Origin of the sequence: Actinacidiphila glaucinigra, from assembly GCF_035918135.1 — a bacterium.
In the GTDB taxonomy this organism is placed as follows: domain Bacteria; phylum Actinomycetota; class Actinomycetes; order Streptomycetales; family Streptomycetaceae; genus Actinacidiphila; species Actinacidiphila glaucinigra.
The window spans coordinates 1593222-1614563 of the sequence record NZ_CP109144.1 but is presented as its reverse complement, the minus strand read 5'-3'; the positions used below and the strand labels follow the sequence as shown (position 1 = coordinate 1614563).

Below are 21342 nucleotides of genomic sequence, written 5' to 3'. Positions count from 1 at the left end.
TCCCCCGCATGGTCTCCCTCACCGCCACCGTGACGGGCAAGCGGCAGACGCGGCGTCCGGTCGGCCGTTCCATCGGCCGACCGGGCATCGCCTGGGCGCTCCCCGCCACGATCTTCTTCGCCCTCTTCGCCATCGTGCCGCTGGTACTGGTGGCGGTCCTCTCCTTCACCAGCTGGAGCGGACTGGGCTCGCCCGAGTACGCGGGCTTCGACAACTGGGTCCGGGTCTTCCAGGACCCCGTCATGATCAAGAGCCTCTGGCTGAGCGTGCTGCTCACCGTGCTGGGCGTCGTCGTCCAGACCCCGCTGAGCATCCTGCTCGGCGTCTGGGCGGCCGGTCCCCAGCGCAACCGCGCCGTGCTGTCGGCGGTCTTCTTCGTGCCGCTGCTGCTCTCCGCGACCGCCGTGTCGGTGCTGTGGCGCGCGCTGCTCGACCCCAACTTCGGTGTGCCCTCGCAGGCGCGCTGGCTGTTCGGCGACGGCAACCTCTTCGGCACGCAGACCGCCGCGATCGGGGTCCTGGTGTTCGTCAGCACCTGGCAGTTCACCCCGTTCCACGCCCTGATCTACCAGGGCGCCACCCGGGCGATCCCGCAGGTGCTCTACCAGGCCGCGCAGATCGACGGCGCGGGCACCGTACGGCAGTTCTTCCACATCACGCTGCCGCAGCTGCGCAACTCGATCATCACCTCGATGATCCTCATGATCGTCGGCGGTCTCACCACCTTCGACACGGTGCTGATCCTCACCCAGGGCGGCCCCGGCACCGACACCACCATCAGCGCCTACTACATGTACGACAAGGCCTTCAAGGGCTTCGACTTCGGTGCGGGCGCCGCCGTCGCCCTGATGCTCGTCGTCGTGGCCACCGTGATCTCGCTGGTCGTCGCCCGGGTCTCCGGCTACGACAAGATGGCCGGCACCAAGGAGGGGCTCTGATGAGGCGACGCCCCAACTACCTGGCGGGCCTGGGCGCCCTGCTGTGGCTCGCGCTGGTGGGCCTGCCGCTGTACGTGATGCTCGGCGCGACCGTGCAGACGCGCGCCGACTACAGCGCGGGCGGCCCGCTGGCCTTCCCCCGCTCCTTCACCCTGGACAACTACATCCAGGACTTCAGCAACGGCTTCGGGCAGTACTTCCTCAACACGGTCGTCGTCACGCTCAGCGTGGTGGCCATCGTGCTGCTGCTCGTGCCGCCGCTGGCGTTCACCATCGTCCGCAACCGCGGACGCGGCACCTCCGGGGTGTTCCGGCTCTTCCTGCTGGGCCTGGCCATCCCCGCGCAGGCCGTGATCGTCCCGATGTTCTACGTCATCAGCAAGGTCGGGCTCTACGACAACCTCATCGGCGTCATCCTGCCGACGGCGGCGTTCTGCCTGCCGGTCTGCACGCTGATCCTCACCGGCACGATGCGCGACATCACCTCCGACCTGTTCGAGGCGATGGCCATGGACGGCGCCTCCGTCCGGCGGACCTTCTTCCAGCTCGTCCTGCCGCTGTCCGGCAGCGGACTGTCGACGATCGTCGTCTTCTCCGCCCTGCAGGCGTGGAACGGCTTCCTGTTCCCCCTGGTGCTCACCCAGTCCGAGGAGACCAAGGTGATCACCCTGGGCCTCTACAACTTCCGGACCCAGTACGGCATCAACATCCCCGGCCTGCTGGCCGCCGTGGTGCTGTCCACGATTCCCGTCCTGCTCGTCTACCTGTTCGCCCGCCGTGCCCTCGTGCAGGGGCTCATGGGCGTCGGAGGAAAGTGAACGACAACGTGACCGCCGACTCCCGCGTCGAGGCGCTCATCCGCGAGATGACCCTGGACGAGAAGATCGCCCAGCTCTACGGCGTCTGGGTCGGCGCCTCCGGCGAAGGTGCCGAAGTCGCCCCCCACCAGCACGACATGGAAGAGCCGCCGAGCCTCGACGAGCTCCTGCCGGACGGCCTCGGGCAGCTCACCCGGCCCTTCGGCACCGTCCCCGTCGACCCCGCCCTGGGGGCGCTGTCCCTCCTGCGCACCCAGGAACGGATCGCCGCCGCCAACCGGTTCGGCATCCCGGCCATGGCCCACGAGGAGTGCCTCGCGGGTTTCGCCGCCTGGGGCGCCACCACCTACCCCGTCCCGCTGTCCTGGGGCGCCTCCTTCGACCCCGGGCTGGTCCGGGCGATGGCCGCGGCCATCGGCCGCGACATGCGCTCGGTCGGCGTCCACCAGGGCCTCGCCCCCGTCCTCGACGTCGTGCGCGACGCGCGCTGGGGCCGGGTCGAGGAGACCATCGGCGAGGACCCCTACCTCGTCGGGACCATCGCCACCGCATACATCCAGGGCCTGGAGTCCGCGGGCATCGTGGCAACCCTCAAGCACTTCGCCGGCTACTCCGCCTCCCGCGCCGGGCGCAACCTGGCGCCGGTCAGCATGGGCCCGCGCGAGCGTGCCGACGTCGTCCTGCCGCCCTTCGAGATGGCGGTCCGGGAGAGCGGCGTCCGGTCCGTGATGCACGCGTACACCGACACCGACGGCGTGCCCTCGGCCGCCGACGAGGAACTGCTGACCGGGCTGCTCCGCGACACCTGGGGCTTCGACGGGACCGTCGTCGCCGACTACTTCGGGATCGCCTTCCTCAAGACCCTGCACGGCGTCGCCGCCGACTGGGCGGACGCGGCGGGCACCGCGCTGCACGCCGGTGTGGACGTGGAACTGCCCACCGTCAAGACCTTCGGGCAGCCGCTGCGGGACGCCGTCGCCGCGGGCCTGGTCGACGAGAAGCTCGTGGACCGCGCGCTGCGCCGCGTCCTGACCCAGAAGGCGCAGCTCGGCCTGCTCGACCCCGGGTGGAGCCCGGTGCCGTCCGCGCTCGCCGGGGCCGACCTCACCGACCCGCAGGCACTGCGCGGCACGGTCGACCTGAATTCCGCCGCCCACCGGGACCTGTCGAGGCGCCTCGCCGAGCGGTCGGCCGTCCTGCTGAGCAACGACGGCACCCTGCCCCTGGAGCGGCCCGCCCGCATCGCGCTCATCGGGCCCCAGGCCGAGACCCCGACCGCGGTGCTGGGCTGCTACTCCTTCCCGGTGCACGTCGGCGCGCAGCACCCCGACACCCCGGTCGGCATCGACCTGCCCACGCTGCGCCAGGCCCTGGTGGCGGAGTTCCCCGGCTCGGAGATCGTCACCGTCGCCGGCTGCGGCATCGACGACGGCGATGTCTCCGGGATCGCGACGGCCGTGCGCGCGGCCCTCGACGCGGACGTGGTCGTCGCGGCGCTCGGCGACCGCGCCGGGCTCTTCGGCCGCGGCACCAGCGGCGAGGGCTGCGACGCTGAGACGCTCACCCTGCCCGGCGTGCAGCAGCGGCTGCTCGACGCGCTCCTCGACACGGGGACGCCCGTCGTGCTCACCCTGCTGGCCGGCCGCCCCTACGCCCTCGGGCGGGCCGTGGACGAGGCCTCGGCCGTCGTCCAGACCTTCTTCCCGGGGCAGGAGGGCACCGCGGCACTCGCCGGAGTGCTGAGCGGGCGGATCAACCCGTCCGGGCGGCTGCCGGTGAGCGTGCCCCGGCACCCGGGCGTCCAGCCGTCCACCTACCTCGCGGCGCCGCTCGCGCGGGCCAGTGAGGTCTCCAACATCGACCCCGCCGCCGCCTTCGGCTTCGGCCACGGGCTGAGCTACACGGACTTCGAGTGGTCGGCGCCGCAGGTGCACGGCCCCTCCGAGGGCCGGGCCGTTACCGGCACCGACGGCGAGGTCGAGCTGTCCTTCACCGTCCGCAACACCGGCGGTCGCGCGGGCAGCGAGGTCGTCCAGGTCTACCTGCACGACCCGATCGCCTCCGTCGTCCAGCCGGTGCAGCGGCTCGTCGGCTATCTGCGGGTGCCGCTGGCGGCGGGCGAGGCGCGGCGCATCGACGTCACCGTCCCCGCCGACGTCGCCGCCTTCACCGGCCGGGACGGCCGCCGCGTCGTGGAACCGGGGGAGCTGGAGGTGCGGCTGGCCGCATCGAGCACCGACGTCCGGTTCACCGTACGGGCCGAACTGACCGGCCCGGCACGCCAGGTGGACCACACCCGGCGGCTGCACGCGCTGGTCGACGGCGCGCCGGAGGAGTCCAGGTGAGCCTGCCCGAAGGGACGGGGGAGGCGGCCGTGTCGACGGCGAACGTCGCCAACCCCGTCCTGCCGGGCTGCCACCCCGACCCGAGCGTCTGCCGGGTCGGGGCCGACTTCTACCTGGTCACCTCGACCTTCGAGTACTTCCCGGGCATCCCGGTGTTCCACAGCCGCGATCTGGTCCACTGGCGGCCGGTCGGGCACGTCCTGGACCGGCCCTCGCAGGTGGACCTCGGCACCGTGGCGTCCTCCGAGGGGATCTTCGCCGCGACGATCCGGCACCATCGGGGCCGCTTCTACGTCGTGACCACCCTCGTCGGCGGCAGCGGACGGGGCGGTACCTTCGTCGTCAGCGCCACCGACCCGGCCGGGCCGTGGAGCGATCCGGTGTGGCTGGACGACGCCCCGGGCATCGACCCCTCCCTGTTCTTCGACGACGACGGCCGGGCCTGGTGCACCGGCACACGGCTCGCGGAACCGGGCGAGTGGGAGGGCCAGACCGACGTCTGGCTGCGGGAGTTCGACACCGCGGCGCTGACCCTCACCGGCCCCGAGCACCTGTTGTGGCGCGGGGCGCTGCACGGCGCGGTCTGGGCCGAGGGGCCCCACCTGTACAAGGTGGACGGCCGCTACTACCTGCTGGCGGCGGAGGGCGGCACCGAGCACGGGCACGCCGTCAGCGTCGCCCGCGCCGACCACGTCACCGGTCCGTACACCGGCAACCCGGCCAACCCGGTGTTCACCCACCGCCACCTGGGCCGTGACTTCCCCGTCGTCGGCGTCGGCCACGCCGACCTGGTGCGTACGGCGGAGGGGCAGTGGTGGGCGGTGCTGCTGGGCAGCCGTCCGTACGGCGGGTACCACCCCAACCTCGGGCGGGAGACCTTCCTCGTCCCGGTGCGCTGGGAGGACGGCTGGCCGCTGTTCGCACCCGGCGCCGGCACGACGCTCGGCCCCTTCCGCCCGCCCGCGGTCGCCCGGCCCTCCGGCGGGCCCCACCCGGATCCGGTGCGCGACGACTTCGACGGCCCCCGGCTGGACCCGCGGTGGAACCAGGTGCGCACCGCGGAACCCTTCTGGTCGCTCACCGCACGCCCCGGCGCGCTCCGGCTGCCCCTCGGGCCCGCGACGCTCGCCGAGGTCGGCACCCCCTGCTTCCTCGGCCGGCGTCAGCAGCACCAGCACGTCAGCGTGTCCGCGCTCGTGGACGTGGAGCCCCGGACGCCGCGGGAGTGGGCGGGAATCGCCGTCCGCCAGTCCGAGGCGGACCATCTGGTGCTCGCGGTGGCCGGCGACGGCCGAGGCGGCCGCCGTGTGCTCGCCGCGGTCCGCACCGGCGGCGAGGAACGCGTGGTCGCGGAGGCGCCGTTGCCCTCCGGCCCCGTGGTGCTGCGGATCCACGCCGAGGGCCAGCGCTACGGGTTGTGCTACGCCGCAGCCGGCGCGGGAGCGGACGCGGAGACCGAACTGACCGCCGTGGACGGCGGCTTCCTCAGCTCGCCGCGCGCCGGCGGCTTCCTCGGGGTATGGCTCGGCCCGTACGCCACCGCCCACGGCGGGCCCTCCGCCACCGTCGCCGACATCGACTGGTTCGACTACCGGCCGCTTGCCCCCTGACCTGGAGCCGACGTTGTTCACCGACCTCCCCGAGGCCGAACTGCGGGACCACCGCAGCACCCAGACCGTGCCCGCCGACTTCGACGACTTCTGGAGCACGACGCTCGCCGAGTCGCGCGCCGCCGGCACGGCCGCGGTCACCGTCACCCCCGCGCCCGGTCCGCGGCTGAGCACGGTGCGCGTCTTCGACGTCACCTTCCCCGGCTACGGCGGCGAGCCGGTGCGAGCCTGGCTGCGGCTGCCGCACGGCGCCGAGGGACCGCTGCCCGCGGTCGTCCAGTACGTCGGCTACGGCGGCGGGCGGGGCCACGCCCTGGACAGCCTGCTGTGGGCGTCCGCGGGCTTCGCCCACTTCCACATGGACACCCGGGGCCAGGGATCGGGCTGGAGCCGCGGCGACACCCCCGACTCCGGCACCACGGGCCCGCAGGCCCCCGGCATGATGACCCGCGGCATCGACGACCCCCGCACCTACTACTACCGCCGCCTGTTCACGGACGCCGTCCGCGCCGTGGACGCGGTCCGTACGCTGCCCTCGGTCGATCCCGGCCGGATCGCGGTCCTCGGCGCGAGCCAGGGCGGCGGCACCGCGCTCGCCGTGGCGGCCCTCACCCCCGAGGTGCACGCACTGGTGGCGCACGTCCCGTTCCTGTGCGACTTCCCCCGGGCCACGGTCATCACGGACGCCGACCCGTACCGCGAGATCGGCCGCTACCTCGCCGTCCACCGCGGCAACGCCGAGCGGGCGATGCGCACCCTGTCCTACTTCGACGGCGTCAACTTCGCCGCCCGCGCCAGGGTGCCGGCCCGCTTCTCCGCGGCCCTGATGGACGAGATCACGCCGCCCTCGACGGTCTTCGCCGCGTACAACGCGTACGCGGGGCCCAAGGAGATGGCCGTCTGGCCCTGGAACGGCCACGAGGGCGGCGCGATCGACGACGACGCGGAGGCACTGGGCTTTCTCCGCGCGCGCATCTGAGAGTTAAGCCAAGTACCGTGCTGACAACTGGAGTTGGGGCGACGCGACGCGTGGTGCGGGCGCCGCCCGCATCACGCGCCCCGCGAGGCGGTCAGCGTCCCTTCGGCTCCGGCAGCGGCTCGCCGGTCTCCAGCAGCGTCTTCAGGCCCGACGCCAGGGCGGGCCAGCCCTGTGAGACCATGCCCAGCACCGCGCTGCCCGGATCGTGGGCCTCGTGGACGACGGTCAGCCTGACCGTCTCCCCGAGCGGTTCGATCTCGAACGTCACCTGGGAGCGGCGGTCCGCGGCAAGCCGGGCGCGCACCTCCTCGTCCACCCCCGCGTTCGCGGCCCACTCCGGGGTGAAGGTGTGCCAGGTGTAGGAGAGCCGGCGGGGCGGCTCGGACTCCAGCACGACCTGGGCGGGATCGGCGGTACGGGCCCCGCCCTCCTCCCAGACCATGGCCGAGCCGGCCGCCCAGTCCGTCTCGAAGGCGACGCCCCAGTAGCGGCGCGTGAATGCCGGGTCGGTCAGGGCCTGCCAGAGGCGCTCGGGTGTGGTGCGGATGTAGGTCGTGTAGACGAATGCGGACTCGCTCATGGGTGCCTGCTCCAATGCCCTCTGCAGGTCGGCGAGCGCCTGCGCGCGCCCGCGGTCGTACCGGTCGATCCATCGCTCGGCGACGGCGTTGATCGGAGCGGCGTTGAGGTAGTGCAGCTTCTCCCGGCCCCGCCGGACCGTGGTGACCAACTGGGCCGCCTCCAGCACGGACAGGTGCTTGCTGACCGACTGCCGGGCCATGTCCAGTTCGGCGCACAGCTCGCGCAGGGTCTGGCCGTTGCGCGCGTTGAGGCTGTCCAGCAGCCGTCTGCGGCCGGCGTCGGCCAGCGCCCTGAAGACCTCGTCCATCTCGCTTCCCCGCCGTCCGAACATGCAGCCGTATGGCTGCCTGTTCAAAATAGGCAGCCATACGGCTGCATGTCAACGAGGTGCGGCCGCGGCCGGGTGCTCGGCGGCGCTATTCGGCCCGCAGGTCCCGCACGCGGCGGATCTTGCCGACGGAGCGCTCGACGGTGTCGGGTTCGACGACCGTCACCTCGACGCTGACTCCCGCGCCGTCCTTGACGCCCGTCGCGATGGAGCGAGCCGCCTCCTCGCGCAGCGCGGCCCCGGCGTCGGGACGCGCCTCGACGACGACCTCCATGTGGTCCATCCGGCCGCGCTTGGTGAGCCGGATCTGGAAGTGCGGGGCCACGCCGGGCGTGCGCAGCACGATCTCCTCGATCTGGCTGGGGAAGACGTTCACCCCGCGCAGGATGATCATGTCGTCGGAGCGGCCGGTGATCTTCTGGATGCGGCGGAAGGCGGGGCGGGCGGTGCCGGGCAGCAGCCGGGTCAGGTCGCGCGTGCGGTAACGGATGATCGGCAGCGCCTCCTTGGTGAGGGAGGTGAAGACCAGCTCGCCCTCCTCTCCCTCCGGCAGCGGTTCGCCCGTGATCGGGTCGACGACCTCGGGGTAGAAGTGGTCCTCCCACACGTGCAGGCCGTCCTTGGTCTCCACGCACTCCTGGGCGACGCCCGGGCCGATCACCTCGGACAGGCCGTAGATGTCGACCGCGTGGATGTCCATGCGCTCCTCGATCTCCCGGCGCATCTCCTCCGTCCACGGCTCCGCGCCGAAGATGCCGATCCGCAGCGAGGTGCCGCGCGGGTCGACGCCCTGGCGCTCGAACTCGTCCAGCAGGGTGAGCATGTAGGACGGGGTGACCATGATGATCTCGGGCTTGAAGTCCTGGATGATCTGCACCTGGCGGGCCGTCATGCCGCCCGAGGCGGGGATCACCGTGCACCCGGCGCGCTCGGCGCCGTAGTGCGCGCCCAGGCCGCCGGTGAACAGGCCGTAACCGTAGGAGACGTGCACCTTGTGGCCGGGTCGGCCACCGGCGGCGCGTATGGAGCGGGCCACCACGTCGGACCACATGGACAGGTCGTTCTCGGTGTAGCCCACCACGGTGGGCAGGCCGGTCGTGCCGCTGGAGGCGTGGACGCGGCGCACCTGGTCCATGGGGACCGCGAACATGCCGAAGGGGTAGTTGTCGCGCAGGTCGGCCTTGGTGGTGAAGGGGAAGCGGGCCAGGTCGTCCAGGCTCGCGCAGTCCTCGGGGCGCAGCCCGGCCTCGTCGAACTTCTTCCGGTACGCCTCGACGTTGTCGTACGCGTGGCGCAGCGTCGCCCGGAGCCGGGTGAACTGCAGTTCCCGCAGCTGCGCGGGGCTCAGCTTCTCGGCGGGGTCCAGCAGGCCGTGGGGGAGCGGCTCGCCGAGGCGCGTCCCCGCGGTCGCCCGGTCCGTCGGCTCGCTGCTCATCCGTTCTCCTTCGTGCGTCCGATGCTGCGGCTGCGCCCGCGGAACTCGGCGACCACCTGGTCGCCCCGCAGGATGCTCACGTCGTAGATGCCGCTGCGGCCGAAGCGGGTGCGCTCCTGCGCGGTGGCGACCAGTTCGTCCCCCTCGTGGACGGGGGCGACGAAGCTGATGTCGGCGCCGGCGGCGACCGTCACCGGGCCGTGGCTGTTGCAGGCGCAGGCGAAGGCGGTGTCGGCGAACAGGAAGAGGTAGCCGCCGTGGGCGATCCCGTGCCCGTTGACCATCGCGGGCGTGACGGTCATGCGCAGCACGGCCGTCCCCTCGCCGGTCTCCAGCAGCTCGATGCCGAGGCTCTGCGACGCCTTGTCCGCTGCGAACATGCTCTCCGCCGGGCCCTGCGTCGCGTCCATGGCACCCCTCACGATCGTCACCACCCTTGTGAACCGACCGAACATTCGGTTAGCGTGCGGCACGCCCAAGGTAATCCAGCATCCGAACTGCCTGTCAAGAGGTGGAACGCATGTCCCAGCACCTCCCCGCGCGACCCGCTGACGAGGTCTTCCTGATCGACGGCGCGCGCACCCCGCAGGGCCGCTACGGCGGCGCACTGGCGTCCGTGCGCCCCGACGACCTGGCCGCCCTGGTGGTCGGCGAGGCCGTCGACCGCGCCGGGATCCCGGCCGAGTCCGTGGACGAGGTGATCCTCGGCGCCGCCAACCAGGCCGGCGAGGACAACCGCGACGTCGCCCGGATGGCCGTGCTGCTGGCCGGTCTGCCGCACACCGTGCCCGGCTACACCGTCAACCGGCTCTGCGCCTCCGGTCTCACCGCCGTCGCCTCGGCGGCGCAGGCGATCCGCTCCGGCGAGGCCGGCCTGGTCGTCGCCGGCGGTGTGGAGTCGATGACCCGCGCCCCGTGGGTGATGGCCAAGCCCGGCACCCCGTGGGCCAAGCCCGGCGAGGTGCACGACACCTCCCTGGGCTGGCGCTTCACCAACCCGCGCTTTGCCGCCGGGGACACCCTGTCCATGGGGGAGACCGCGGAGGAGGTCGCCGCCCTGGACGGGATCAGTCGCGCCGACTCCGACGCCTTCGCGCTGCGCAGCCACCAGCGGGCCGTGGCGGCCCAGGAAGCCGGTCGCTTCGACCGCGAGATCGTGCCGGTCTCCGTCAAGGACGGCGAGGTCACCCGTGACGAGGGTCCGCGGCCCTCCACGACCCTGGAGAAGCTCGGGTCGCTGCGCACCATCTTCCGCAAGGACGGCATCGTGACCGCCGGTTCCTCCTCGCCGCTCTCGGACGGCGCCGCCGCCCTCGTGGTCGCCGGCCGCGCTGCGGTCGAGCGGTACGGCCTCACGCCCCGCGCCAGGATCGTCACCTCCGCCACCGCCGGCGTCGAGCCCCGCCTCATGGGCCTCGGACCCGTCCCGGCGACGGAGAAGGCCCTCGCGCGCGCCGGATGGCAGACCGGCGACCTGGACGCCGTCGAGCTCAACGAGGCCTTCGCCGCCCAGGCGCTCGCGGTCGTCCGCCGCCTCAAGCTGGACGAGGAGCGGGTCAACGCCGACGGTGGCGCGATCGCGCTCGGCCACCCGCTGGGCTGCTCCGGCACCCGCATCCTGCTCACCCTCCTCGGCCGCCTGGAGCGCGAGGGCGGCCGCCGCGGCCTGGCCACCCTCTGCGTGGGGGTCGGCCAGGGCGTGGCGATGCTGGTGGAGCGGGTGTGAGCGGAGGCTTCGGCGGACCGCGGGCGACCGTCGTCCACAGGGCTTGCCGGGTGCGGCAAAGTTCGTCAGACTGTAACCGAACGAATGGTCGGTAGGGGAAGCTGGTATCGATGACCACACCGAACGCCACCGTGCCGGCGGAGGGCGCGCAGGCGCCGCTCCAGGAGCACTTCGACGCCACGATCGCGCGGGATCAGCGCATCGAGCCGCGGGACTGGATGCCCGAGGGCTACCGCAGGACGCTGGTCCGGCAGATCGCGCAGCACGCGCACTCGGAGATCATCGGCATGCAGCCCGAGGGCGAGTGGATCACCCGCGCCCCCTCACTGCGCCGCAAGGCCATCCTGTTCGCGAAGGTCCAGGACGAGGCCGGCCACGGGCTCTACCTCTACTCGGCCGCCGAGACCCTGGGCGTCGACCGCGCGGACCTCACGCAGCGCCTGATCGAAGGCCGCCAGAAGTACTCCTCGATCTTCAACTACCCGACCCTCAGCTTCGCCGACGTCGGCGTCATCGGCTGGTTCGTCGACGGCGCCGCCATCTGCAACCAGGTGCCGCTGTGCCGCTCCTCCTACGGGCCGTACGCCCGTGCCATGGTGCGCATCTGCAAGGAGGAGTCCTTCCACCAGCGCCAGGGCTACGAGCTGCTGCTGACGATGATGCGCGGCACCGAGGCCCAGCGGGAGATGGTGCAGGACGCGGTGGACCGCTGGTGGTGGCCGTCGCTGATGATGTTCGGCCCGCCCGACGGGGACTCGCCCAACTCGGCCGCCTCGATGGCCTGGAAGATCAAGCGCCACAGCAACGACGAGCTGCGCCAGCGGTTCGTCGACATGACCGTCCCGCAGGCCGACAAGCTCGGCGTGACCCTGCCCGACCCGGAGCTGCGCTGGAACGCGGAGCGCGGACGGCACGACTTCGGCACCCCCGACTGGTCGGAACTGCAGCGCGTCATCAGTGGCGACGGACCGTGCAACAGCGAGCGGATGGAACGCCGCCGCTCCGCACACGAGGAAGGCGCCTGGGTGCGCGAGGCCGCGACCGCCCACGCCGCCAAGCAGGCGGCCCGGGCAGAGGAAGGAGCCGTGGCATGAGCACCACCGGCGACAGCACGACCCGGGCCGAGTGGCCCCTGTACGAGGTGTTCGTCCGCGGCAAGCGCGGCCTGAACCACGTCCACGTCGGCTCCCTGCACGCCGCCGACGACCGCATGGCGCTCACCCACGCCCGCGACCTGTACACACGGCGCAACGAGGGCGTGAGCATCTGGGTCGTGCGCTCGGAGCACATCACCGCGTCCACGAGGGACGAGAAGGACCCCTTCTTCACGCCCAGCGCCGACAAGGTCTACCGGCACCCCACCTTCTACGACATCCCCGAAGACGTCCCCCACATCTAGGAGCAGGGCATGAGCGACGAGCACGTCTACCTGTCCCTGGCCGAGGGGCACGACGACAGCGACGCCCGCTGGGCATTCGGCACCGGCTTCGAGGACCCGCTGCACGGCGTCGACACCACCGTGCCCGAGGGCGTGGACGCCGCGGAACTGGCCGCCCGCTGCCTGGCGCTCGGCGACGACGCCCTGGTCGCCGCCCAGCGCCTGGCCGAGTGGTGCACCCGCGCCCCGGAGCTCGAGGAGGAGGTCGCCCTCGCCAACATCGGGCTCGACCTGCTCGGCCAGGCCCGCCTGCTCTACTCCCGCGCCGGCCAGGTGGACGGCACCGGCCGCGACGAGGACGCCTACGCCTACCTCCGGGACCCCGCCGACTTCCGCAACGTCCGCCTCGCCGAACTGCCCTGCGGGGACTTCGCATTCTCCATGGCCCGGCTGCTGGTCACGTCCTGCTGGCGGCTCGCCGTCCTCGAGCGGCTCGCCCGCACCGTGCAGGACCCGGTGCTCGCCGCCATCGCCGCCAAGGGTGTCAACGAGCTGACCTACCACCGGCAGTACGCCGCCGAGTGGACGGTACGGCTCGGCGACGGCACCGAGGAGTCGCACGGCCGCATGCGGGCCGGCCTGGAGCAGGCCGCCCCCTACCTGGAGGAGCTCTTCACGGCCGCCGCGACGTGCGGCGCCGACCCGGCCGGGGTCCGGCACGAGGTGACCGCCGCGCTGCGCCAGGTCACCGAGGCCGCCGGGCTGCCCCCGGTCGAGGCCGAGCCGCTGCCCGGACACGGCCGCGAGGGCGACCGCACCGAGCACCTCGCCCCGCTGCTCGCGGAGCTGCAGGGCATCGCCCGCGCACACCCCGGAGCGGTCTGGTGAGCGCCGTGACCGTGCTCACCGACGCGCACCGGGCGGCCCGCGTGGCCGCCGAGGTGCCGGACCCCGAGCTGCCCATGCTGACCCTGGCCGACCTCGGCGTTCTGCGCGACGTCGAGGTCGCCCCGGACGGCACCGTCGTCGCCGCCCTCACCCCCACCTATTCGGGCTGCCCCGCCATGGCGGAGATGCGCGCCGACGTGGCCGCCCGGCTGCGCGCCGCCGGCTTCCCCCGCGTCGAGATCCGCACCGTCCTGGACCCGCCGTGGACGACCGACTGGATCACCCCCGAGGGCCGCCGCAAGCTCGCGGAGCACGGCATCGCACCCCCCGGCCCCGCGCCCCGGCGCGCCGCCGGCCCGGTGCCGCTGGTGCTCACCACTACCCGGCGCGCCGTCGCCTGCCCCCGCTGCGGTTCGGCGGACACCGAGGAGACCTCGCGCTTCGCCGCCACCTCCTGCAAGGCCCTGTGGCGCTGCCGTGCCTGCCTGGAGCCGTTCGAGTACGTCAAGGAGATCTGATGGCCCCGACCACCCCCGCCCCGCAGGCGCCGGCCCCGCGCGTCCGCCGCCGCCCGGCCTTCCACGCCCTGCGGGTCGCCGCGGTCGAGACGCTCTGCGAGGACGCGGCCGCCGTCAGCTTCGACATACCGCAGGAACTGGCCGAGGAGTTCGCCTTCGCGCCGGGGCAGTCCCTCACGCTGCGCCGCGAGGTCGACGGCCGCGACGAGCGACGCTCGTACTCCATCTGCTCCCCCTCCGGCGCCACCCCGCGCATCGGGGTGCGCGTGGTGCCCGGCGGCCTGTTCTCGGCCTGGCTGGTGCACGAGGTGCGCCCGGGCGACACCGTCGAGGTCATGGGGCCCACCGGCGCCTTCACCCCCGACCTCACCGTGCCCGGGCACCATGTGCTCGTCGCGGCGGGCTCCGGCATCACCCCGATGCTCTCCATCGCCGAGTCCGTCCTCGCCGCCGACCTCGGCTCCCGGGTCACGCTCTTCTACGGCAACCGGCGCACGGACACGGTCATGTTCGCCGACGAGCTCGCCGAGCTGAAGGACCTGCACCCCGCCCGGTTCCAGCTCGCCCACGTGCTCTCGCGGGAGCCGCGCGAGGCCGACGTGCTCTCCGGCCGCCTGGACGCCGGACGGCTCGCCACGCTCGTCGAGGCCCTCGTCGACGTCCCGAACGCCGACCACTGGTGGCTGTGCGGCCCGCATGGCATGGTCGTCGACGCCCAGCAGGTCCTCGCCGGGCTCGGCGTGCCCGACGACCGGGTGCACCAGGAGTTGTTCTACGCCGACGACGAGCCCGTCACCCCGGTCCGCCACGAGGACGCCGTCACGGAAGGTCCGGTCAGCCAGGTCACCGTCGTCCTCGACGGCCGCACCACCACGGCCGCGCTGCCGCGTGACCGCAGTGTCCTCGACGGCGCCCAGCGCACCCGCCCCGACCTGCCCTTCGCCTGCAAGGGCGGCGTCTGCGGCACCTGCCGGGCACTCGTCACCGACGGGAAGGCGGAGATGCGCCGCAACTTCGCCCTCGAGGCGTCCGAGGTCGACGCGGGCTATGTGCTGACCTGCCAGAGCTATCCGGTCTCCGAGATGCTGACGGTCGACTACGACAGCTGACGTCTTGCTGACGTCTCGTCACTGCCTCCGACTCCCGGGAACCGGTTGGTAAGGTCGCCCCGGGGGTGGGAGGTGGCGACGTGCTGAGTGAGGTCGGCGAGGTCTCCGACGCCGGGCCGTTCGTGCACCCCGCGCTGTTCTACCGGGACGCGGGGGAGTACACGGCCGGCACGGTGCCTTTCCTGCTGGAGGGGATGGACGCCGGGGAACCGGTCGCCGTCGCCGTGCCCCCGCCCCGTCTCGCCCTGCTGCGCGCCGCGTTGGGCCCGCGCGGCACCGAGGTGCAGTGGGTGGACATGGAGCGGGCCGGGCGCAATCCCGGCCGTATCATCCCCGGTGTGCTGCGGGCCTTCGCCGACGCCTGCCCCGATGGCCGGGTGCGCATCATCGGGGAGCCCGTCTGGCCCGGGCGGAGCGCCCTCGAGTACCCGGCGTGCGCCCAGCACGAAGCACTGATCAACATGGCGTTCGCCGGACGCCCCGTCACGATCCTGTGCCCCTACGACGCAGCCCGGCTGGACGCCGCGGTGCTGGCGGAGGCCCGCGCCACCCATCCCGTGGTGCTGGACGGCGGCCGCGAGCACCGCAGCGCGCACTACGCCCCGCGCCGGGTGATCGCCGCGCACAACCGGCTGCCGCAACGCCCCTCCGGCGCGCTCGCCTTCGGCTTCGCGGAGCCGCAACTCGCCGAGGCCCGGCACACGGCGACGGCCGAGGCACGCCGCCTGGGGCTGGACGGCGAGCGGCTCGCCGAGTTCTCCCTCGCCGTCGGCGAACTGATCACGAACAGCGTGCTGCACGGCGGCGGTTCGGGCGCCGTCCACGTCTGGGCGGAGGACGGCCACGTGGTGTGCGAGGTGCACGACCGCGGACGGCTGACCGACCCGCTCGCCGGGCGCCACCCGGCGTCCAGGGACCGGCCCCACGGCAGGGGCCTGCTGATGGTCAACCGCATCGCCGACCTGGTGCGCCAGCGCGCCACCGGCGACGGCACCACCATCCGCTTCTACGTCCGAGGCTGACCGGCGGGCGCGGGACCGGCGGGCGCGGCGCGCCCGCCGGTCCCGCGGTCCGTGGTCACCGGCGCGGTCAGCGGCCGAAGGCGTCCTTGCCCGCGTCCTTGCCCTTCTCCACGGCCTGCTTGGCGTCGCTGCCGACTTGATCCGCCTTCCCCTTCATGCGCAGGCTCTCATTGCCGGTCACCTTGCCCGTGGCCTCCTCCGCTTTGCCCTTCATCTTCTGGCCGGTGTGCTTGACCTTCTTCTCGGCACCCATGGGGTTCTCCTTCCAGGGCTCGATCAACGCTCCCCTCCGCCTGCCCGGAAGGTCCCGAATGAAACCATTTGCTCGGATTCTGCAGATGGCGGCCCAGCAGGGCGCCCCCGAACACCACGAAGCCCACCCCGATCAGCCAGCACTGCACGATCAGCACCGTGCCGACGGCCCCGTACGAGACGGCGTTGGTCACGATCAGCGGGGAGAACACGAACGAGGAGAAGACCCGCAGCCCGATGAGGCCGGCCATCGTCGCGATCGCCCCGGGCACCAGCGCCGCCCACGGCACCTGTCCGGCCAGCAGGAAGTACTGCCCCCACCAGAAGAAGAGGAAGCCCAGCACGACGCCCGTGCCGCCGCGGAGCACCGTGTCCGGCCACCCCCCGCCCAGCACCGCGCCGCTCTGCGCCTCCGCGAACAGGTACGCCGTCAGCGCCGCCAGCCACACCGCCCGCCGCCACACGTGGTGCCACGGGGTGGGCGGCACCTGCCAGATCCGGGTGTACCCGACCTCGACGCACGCCGCGAAGGAGAGCCCGAACAGCGCCAGCGCCAGCAGGCTCAGACCGCTCGTACTGCTGATCACCTTGCGCGGAGCGGCGAACAGCTCCTTCACGGCCTGCGCGGGTTCGGCCGACAGCCCCATGCCGTCCACGACCCACTGTGCGAAGCCGTAGCCGCGGAAGGGCACCGCCGCGGCGACCACGATCAGCAGCGGGACCAGGGTCACCAGGCCGAGCGCCGCGAACCCCATGGAGCGCTGCAGCAGCTCCAGCTCACCGCCCTGGTGCCACATGCGGCCCGCCCGTGAGGCCCGCCAGGACCGGTACGGATGCCGGAGCCACCGGGCCGCCCCACCTGCCATCGCGGCGGCCTCAGCGCAGGGTGGCGCCGGCCGCCGCGCGGCGTGCCGTCCCCACGGTCCCCAGGGGTGCTGAGCGCATCGCTCGACCTCCTTGCTCAGGCCTGCTCGGCGGGCGGGACGCCGCTGCGACGCGCTGCTCGAGCCTCCTGAGGTGCACTTTCCCCGTACGAACCGTACGAACCGGACGGCAGGGAGAGCCCCGGTACGGCGCGCAGCGAGGTGCGCCCGGCGCGCCACGCGCCCAGGACTCCCAGCCGGGGTGCACCCCGGCGAAGCCCTGGTGGTGCAGGGCAAGCTGCAGGTCCTCGCCGAACGCGCCGACGCCCTCGACCGCGCCGGTGGGCGGCGCGGGCTCGGCGGTCAGGGGAGCGGTCGAGAGGTCGCGGACGGCGTCCATCGGGTCCTCCGTCGGTCGGGTGCGGTGACGCCCCCGGTGTACGGGTGGCCCCGGTGCGGGCAGCCGGCCGCCCGCCGCCGCGGCCCGGCGCCGCCGGCCCGAGTGGAGGTCATCCGCCCGGGGCGACGCGACCGCGCCAGGCGCCCGTCTCGCTGCCCCGCTCCTCGACGAAGTGCTTGAACCGCCGCAGGTCGCCCCGCGCCCGCCGGTCGACGACGCCGAGCGCGTCGGCCGCCTTCTCCGCGAGCCCGGAGGTCTCCAGCTCCATGGCGAGGTTGACCCGGGTGCGCGAGGCGTCCAGCTCCAGGAAGGTCACGACACCGCGCTGCCGTACGTCCCCGGTGACGGTGCGCCACGCGACCCGCTCGTCCGGCAGCTGGTCGACGATCTCCGTGTCGAATTCCCGGCGGGCACCGGCGACATTCGTCACCCAGTGGTTGTGCCGGTCGTCGACCTGGGTCACCTGTTCCACGCCCTCCATGAAGTTCGGGAATTCCTCGAACTGCGTCCACTGGTTGTACGCGGTGTGCAGCGGGACGCCGACGTCGACGGATTCGCTGATCGTGCCCATGGGTGCTCTCCTTCCGAGGAATCCTCGCTGGGTCGGCTTCCCGGTGCGGATGTGCCTAACCGTCCCCATGTGCTGCGTGCCCCCCACCGACCACCCGGCCGAGGCCGTCACCGACGCCGAGGGCACGCCCGTGGTGGTGCACGGCTTCTTTCACGACCTGACCGACCTGCGCCACGGCGAGATCGCCCTCGACGAGGCCCACCGCGCGTTCAGCACGCAGCAGCGGACGCTGAACGCCGAGCACATCCTGGCGCGGCGGCTGCAGCGCGCGCTGCTTCCCGTCCCCGAGGAACCCTTCCGACCGGGCGGCGTCAGCTGTGACGTCTCGTACCTGCCGGCCGAGAGCACGATCCAGATCGGCGGTGACTGGTTCACCCCCGTCGCGCTCCCCGACGGCTCCGTGAGGCTCGCGGTCGGCGACGTCGCCGGCCACGGCGTCGAGGCCGTGGCCCTGAGCGGCACGCCCCCGCACCGCCTGCTGGAGCGTCTCAACCAGGTGCTCATGAACACCGGTTCCGCCACCGCCACCATGGTCCTCGCCCAGTACCGGCCCGCCGAGGGCGTCCTCACCTGGGCGCAGGCCGGGCACCTCCCCGTACTCCACCTGCACGGCGGGCGCGCCGCGTACGTGGAGCACCCGGAGGGCCGCATCCTCGGCGCCGGCCGCGACACCGTCCACGGCCTGTGCGAGACCCCGCTGCCCCCCGGGGACCGGCTCCTCCTCTTCACCGACGGTCTGATCGAGCGCCGCGGCCAGGACCTCGACACCGGCCTCGCCGACCTCGCCCGCACCGCCGAGCGCGTCGCCACGGAGGACTGCACGACGGTCGCCACCGTCCTCACGCACGCCCTCGGCCCCGCCAACCCGCGAGACGACACCTGTCTTCTCTGCGTCCGCAGCCGCCCCTGACCCCCCAGCCCCGGCGCCTGACACCGGTGCCGGGGCGGCCGGATACCGCCGACGACTGCGGACCCTGTAGGTTCTTGCGCTGTGGAGGAGCTGGACCGGCAGATCGTGGAACTTCTCGTGGCCGACGGGCGCATGAGCTACACCGACCTGGGCAAGGCCACCGGCCTGTCCACGTCCGCGGTGCACCAGCGCGTCCGGCGCCTGGAGCAGCGCGGGGTGATCCGCGGGTACGCGGCGATCGTGGACCCGGAGTCGGTGGGGCTGTCGCTGACGGCGTTCATCTCGGTCAAGCCCTTCGACCCGAGCGCCCCCGACGACATCGCCGACCGGCTCGCCGAGGTCCCCGAGATCGAGGCGTGCCACAGCGTCGCGGGCGAGGAGAACTACATCCTCAAGGTCCGGGTGGCGACCCCGATCGAGCTGGAGCACCTGCTCGCGAGGATCCGCACGCTGGCCGGGGTCTCCACCCGCACCACGGTCGTCCTCTCCACTCCGTACGAGGCGCGACCACCACGCGTCTGAGGGGCCCACGCCCTCAGAGCCACCGCACCATCGCGTCCCCCGCCCCCACCGGGGCCCGGGCGGGTCCATCATCACATCGCGAGGCGAAACCCAGTGCCGCACACCACGAACGAGCCGACCACCACCGTGCTGCTGCGCGGCGGCAACGTCTACAGCCCCGCCGACCCCTTCGCGACGGCCATGGTCGTCGACGGCGGCACGGTCGCCTGGGTCGGCTCCGAGGGCGCCGCGGAGTCCTACGCGGCGGGCGCGGACGAGGTGATCGACCTCGACGGGGCGCTGGTCACCCCCGCCTTCACCGACGCCCATGTGCACACCACCGCCACCGGCCTGGCGCTGACCGGCCTCGACCTGGCCCCGTCCCGGGACCTGGCCGACGCCCTCGCCCGGGTCGCCGCCTTCGCGCACGCCAACCCCGCCCACCGCGTGCTGCTCGGCCACGGCTGGGACGAGAGCCGCTGGCCGGGGCAGCGCCCGCCGACCCGCGCGGAGCTGGACGCGGCGACCGGCGGCCGCCCCCTGTACCTGACGCGTGCCGACGTCCACTCGGCCGTCGTCACCAGCGCCCTGCTGGCGCTGGCCCCCGGTGTCGAGGCCATGGCCGGCCACCACCCCGACGGGCCCCTCACCCGCGACGCCCACCACGCGGTCCGGCGCGCCGCCTACGCCGCCGTCACGCCCGAGCAGCGCGCCGCGGCCCAGCGTGCCGCGCTCGCCCGTGCCGCCTCGCTCGGCATCGGCGCCGTCCACGAGTGCGCGGGCCCGGACATCTCCTCCGAGGACGACCTCAGCGCGCTGCTGCGGCTCGCCGCGGCCGAGCCCGGACCGCAGGTGTTCGGGTACTGGGCCGAGGCCGTGACCGGCGCCGAGGACCTTGAGCGGATCCGCGACCTGGGCGCCGTCGGCGCCGGTGGCGACCTCTTCGTGGACGGCTCCATCGGCTCCCGTACGGCCTGCCTGCACGCCCCGTACACCGACGCGCCCGCCGTCGGCGGCACCGCCTACCTGGACGCGGCCGCGATCGCCGAACACGTGGCGCTGTGCACCGAGGCCGGGGTGCAGGCGGGGTTCCACGCGATCGGCGACGCTGCCGTGGCGGCCGTCGCGCAGGGGGTGCGCGAGGCCGCCCGCCGGGTGGGCCTGGACCGGGTGCGCGCGCTGCGCCACCGCGTGGAGCACGCCGAGATGATGACCGAGGAGACCGTCGCCGCCTTCGCCGAGCTGGGCCTGGTCGCCTCCGTGCAGCCCGCCTTCGACGCCGCCTGGGGCGGCGAGGACGGCATGTACGCCCAGCGCCTGGGCGCCGAGCGGGCCCGCACCCTCAACCCGTTCGCCGCGATGACCCGGGCCGGTGTGCCCCTCGCCCTCGGCTCCGACAGTCCGGTCACGCCGCTCGACCCCTGGGGCACGCTGCGCGCGGCCGCGTTCCACCGGACCCTGGAACACCGCATCTCCGTCCGCGGCGCGTTCAACGCCCACACCCGAGGCGGCTGGCGTGCCGTGGGCCGCGACGACGCGGGTGTCCTCGTGCCCGGCGCGCCCGCGGACTATGTGGTCTGGCAGGCCGGTGACCTCGTGGTACAGGCCCCCGACGAGCGGGTCGCCAACTGGTCGACCGACCCGCGCTCCGGCACCCCCGGCCTGCCCGACCTCACCCCAGGGCTCCCGCTGCCGACGGCGCTGCGCACCGTGGTCGGCGGCCGTACGGTCTTCGCACGGCCGAACGAGTGACGGGTCAACGGCGGATGCCCCCGAACGGTTCTCCGTCGGGATGGCGTGGAACTTTCCCCCGCCTTGCGTTGACCTGCTGATTTGGTCAATCCACGCAGGTCAAGCCGCTGTTGACAGGCGGCGGTCGGGGGCGAGTAGGTTCGGCCGGGTCCACCACCGGACGTCCGACCGGATCTCCGTGCGCCGACGGCCGCAGCTGGGCCACCGGGCATCGCGCCGTACGGCGCGCGCCACCGGAGCCAGGTCCAGCGCTCGCGGCATGGAACGCGGTCCGCCTCACCGAGAGGCTCCGCCCGGTCGGCAGGTGTGACCCGGGAGGGGCCCGGACGCCCAGTAGACAACGGCCTTGTCGCCGATCCGCAGCCAGCGGGTCCCAGGTCGGCCCGAAGGGCGTTCCGGGCCCCGAGCAGATCACGC

21 protein-coding genes are annotated in these 21342 nt (G+C 73.4%); 15 read left to right on the top strand and 6 right to left on the bottom strand.

Going from position 1 to position 21342, the window contains the following annotated elements:
- The first annotated feature begins 8 nt into the window (after positions 1-8).
- From OIE69_RS07115 to OIE69_RS07095, 5 genes are read left to right on the top strand one after another with little or no spacing between them, the layout of a single operon-like run.
- Complete coding sequence (locus OIE69_RS07115; RefSeq protein ID WP_326571087.1) at positions 9-938, top strand: carbohydrate ABC transporter permease; 930 nt, start codon at positions 9-11, stop codon at positions 936-938.
- Entirely contained in the window at positions 938-1756 is an 819-nt protein-coding gene (locus OIE69_RS07110; protein ID WP_326571086.1) for a carbohydrate ABC transporter permease, read from the top strand. Before OIE69_RS07115 ends, OIE69_RS07110 begins: the two co-directional genes overlap by 1 nt.
- Positions 1753-4101, top strand: a complete 2349-nt coding sequence (locus tag OIE69_RS07105) for a beta-xylosidase/alpha-l-arabinosidase (RefSeq protein ID WP_451916784.1) — start codon at positions 1753-1755, stop codon at positions 4099-4101. Before OIE69_RS07110 ends, OIE69_RS07105 begins: the two co-directional genes overlap by 4 nt.
- The gene (locus tag OIE69_RS07100; RefSeq protein WP_326571085.1) at positions 4098-5711 is read left to right on the top strand and encodes a glycoside hydrolase family 43 protein; all 1614 of its coding nucleotides are present in this window, start codon (positions 4098-4100) and stop codon (positions 5709-5711) included. The genes OIE69_RS07105 and OIE69_RS07100 overlap by 4 nt, the downstream gene beginning before the upstream one ends.
- A complete protein-coding gene (locus tag OIE69_RS07095) occupies positions 5701-6690 on the top strand; it encodes an acetylxylan esterase (RefSeq protein ID WP_326571084.1) in 990 nt (329 codons plus the stop codon). Before OIE69_RS07100 ends, OIE69_RS07095 begins: the two co-directional genes overlap by 11 nt.
- A 91-nt stretch (positions 6691-6781) precedes the next feature.
- On the opposite strand, the gene OIE69_RS07090 is transcribed toward OIE69_RS07095, so the two are convergent.
- From OIE69_RS07090 to paaI, 3 genes are all read right to left on the bottom strand, one after another.
- Positions 6782-7579 (bottom strand): ArsR/SmtB family transcription factor, encoded by a 798-nt coding sequence (locus tag OIE69_RS07090; RefSeq protein ID WP_326571083.1) that lies wholly within the window; start codon positions 7577-7579, stop codon positions 6782-6784.
- 109 nt (positions 7580-7688) lie between these two features.
- Positions 7689-9035, bottom strand: coding sequence for a phenylacetate--CoA ligase PaaK (gene paaK, locus OIE69_RS07085; protein WP_326571082.1), 1347 nt, complete (start codon positions 9033-9035; stop codon positions 7689-7691).
- Positions 9032-9445: a hydroxyphenylacetyl-CoA thioesterase PaaI gene (gene paaI / locus OIE69_RS07080; protein ID WP_326571081.1), complete on the bottom strand. Its 414-nt coding sequence runs from the start codon at positions 9443-9445 to the stop codon at positions 9032-9034. Before paaI ends, paaK begins: the two co-directional genes overlap by 4 nt.
- Positions 9446-9555: 110 nt before the next feature.
- On the opposite strand from paaI, the gene OIE69_RS07075 reads away from it, so the two are divergent.
- From OIE69_RS07075 to OIE69_RS07045, 7 genes are all read left to right on the top strand, one after another.
- Positions 9556-10761: a thiolase family protein gene (locus OIE69_RS07075; RefSeq protein WP_326571080.1), complete on the top strand. Its 1206-nt coding sequence runs from the start codon at positions 9556-9558 to the stop codon at positions 10759-10761.
- Between the two features lie 110 nt (positions 10762-10871).
- A complete protein-coding gene (gene paaA / locus OIE69_RS07070; protein ID WP_326571079.1) occupies positions 10872-11855 on the top strand; it encodes a 1,2-phenylacetyl-CoA epoxidase subunit PaaA in 984 nt (327 codons plus the stop codon).
- Complete coding sequence (gene paaB, locus OIE69_RS07065; RefSeq protein ID WP_018562414.1) at positions 11852-12160, top strand: 1,2-phenylacetyl-CoA epoxidase subunit PaaB; 309 nt, start codon at positions 11852-11854, stop codon at positions 12158-12160. The genes paaA and paaB overlap by 4 nt, the downstream gene beginning before the upstream one ends.
- Positions 12161-12169: 9 nt before the next feature.
- Complete coding sequence (paaC, locus tag OIE69_RS07060; RefSeq protein WP_326571078.1) at positions 12170-13027, top strand: 1,2-phenylacetyl-CoA epoxidase subunit PaaC; 858 nt, start codon at positions 12170-12172, stop codon at positions 13025-13027.
- Entirely contained in the window at positions 13024-13545 is a 522-nt protein-coding gene (gene paaD, locus OIE69_RS07055) for a 1,2-phenylacetyl-CoA epoxidase subunit PaaD (protein ID WP_326571077.1), read from the top strand. The genes paaC and paaD overlap by 4 nt, the downstream gene beginning before the upstream one ends.
- A complete protein-coding gene (gene paaE / locus OIE69_RS07050) occupies positions 13545-14654 on the top strand; it encodes a 1,2-phenylacetyl-CoA epoxidase subunit PaaE (RefSeq protein ID WP_326571076.1) in 1110 nt (369 codons plus the stop codon). The genes paaD and paaE overlap by 1 nt, the downstream gene beginning before the upstream one ends.
- A gap of 80 nt (positions 14655-14734) precedes the next feature.
- Positions 14735-15676, top strand: coding sequence for an anti-sigma factor RsbA family regulatory protein (locus OIE69_RS07045; protein ID WP_326571075.1), 942 nt, complete (start codon positions 14735-14737; stop codon positions 15674-15676).
- Positions 15677-15743: 67 nt separating this feature from the next.
- Here the strand turns inward: OIE69_RS07045 and OIE69_RS07040 are convergent, their stop codons facing one another.
- The 3 genes from OIE69_RS07040 to OIE69_RS07030 form a co-directional block, all read right to left on the bottom strand.
- Positions 15744-15857, bottom strand: coding sequence for a hypothetical protein (locus OIE69_RS07040; protein WP_326571074.1), 114 nt, complete (start codon positions 15855-15857; stop codon positions 15744-15746).
- On the bottom strand, positions 15844-16725 hold the full coding sequence (locus tag OIE69_RS07035; RefSeq protein ID WP_326571073.1) for a ribonuclease BN: 882 nt from the start codon (positions 16723-16725) through the stop codon (positions 15844-15846). Before OIE69_RS07035 ends, OIE69_RS07040 begins: the two co-directional genes overlap by 14 nt.
- Before the next feature lie 575 nt (positions 16726-17300).
- The gene (locus OIE69_RS07030; RefSeq protein WP_326571072.1) at positions 17301-17762 is read right to left on the bottom strand and encodes an SRPBCC family protein; all 462 of its coding nucleotides are present in this window, start codon (positions 17760-17762) and stop codon (positions 17301-17303) included.
- A 76-nt stretch (positions 17763-17838) separates the two neighbouring features.
- Between OIE69_RS07030 and OIE69_RS07025 the strand changes: the two genes are divergently transcribed.
- From OIE69_RS07025 to OIE69_RS07015, 3 genes are all read left to right on the top strand, one after another.
- Positions 17839-18672, top strand: coding sequence for a PP2C family protein-serine/threonine phosphatase (locus tag OIE69_RS07025; RefSeq protein ID WP_326571071.1), 834 nt, complete (start codon positions 17839-17841; stop codon positions 18670-18672).
- Between the two features lie 81 nt (positions 18673-18753).
- Complete coding sequence (locus tag OIE69_RS07020; protein WP_018562423.1) at positions 18754-19194, top strand: Lrp/AsnC family transcriptional regulator; 441 nt, start codon at positions 18754-18756, stop codon at positions 19192-19194.
- A 180-nt stretch (positions 19195-19374) separates the two neighbouring features.
- On the top strand, positions 19375-20925 hold the full coding sequence (locus tag OIE69_RS07015; RefSeq protein WP_326581024.1) for an amidohydrolase: 1551 nt from the start codon (positions 19375-19377) through the stop codon (positions 20923-20925).
- Positions 20926-21342: the final 417 nt, after the last annotated feature.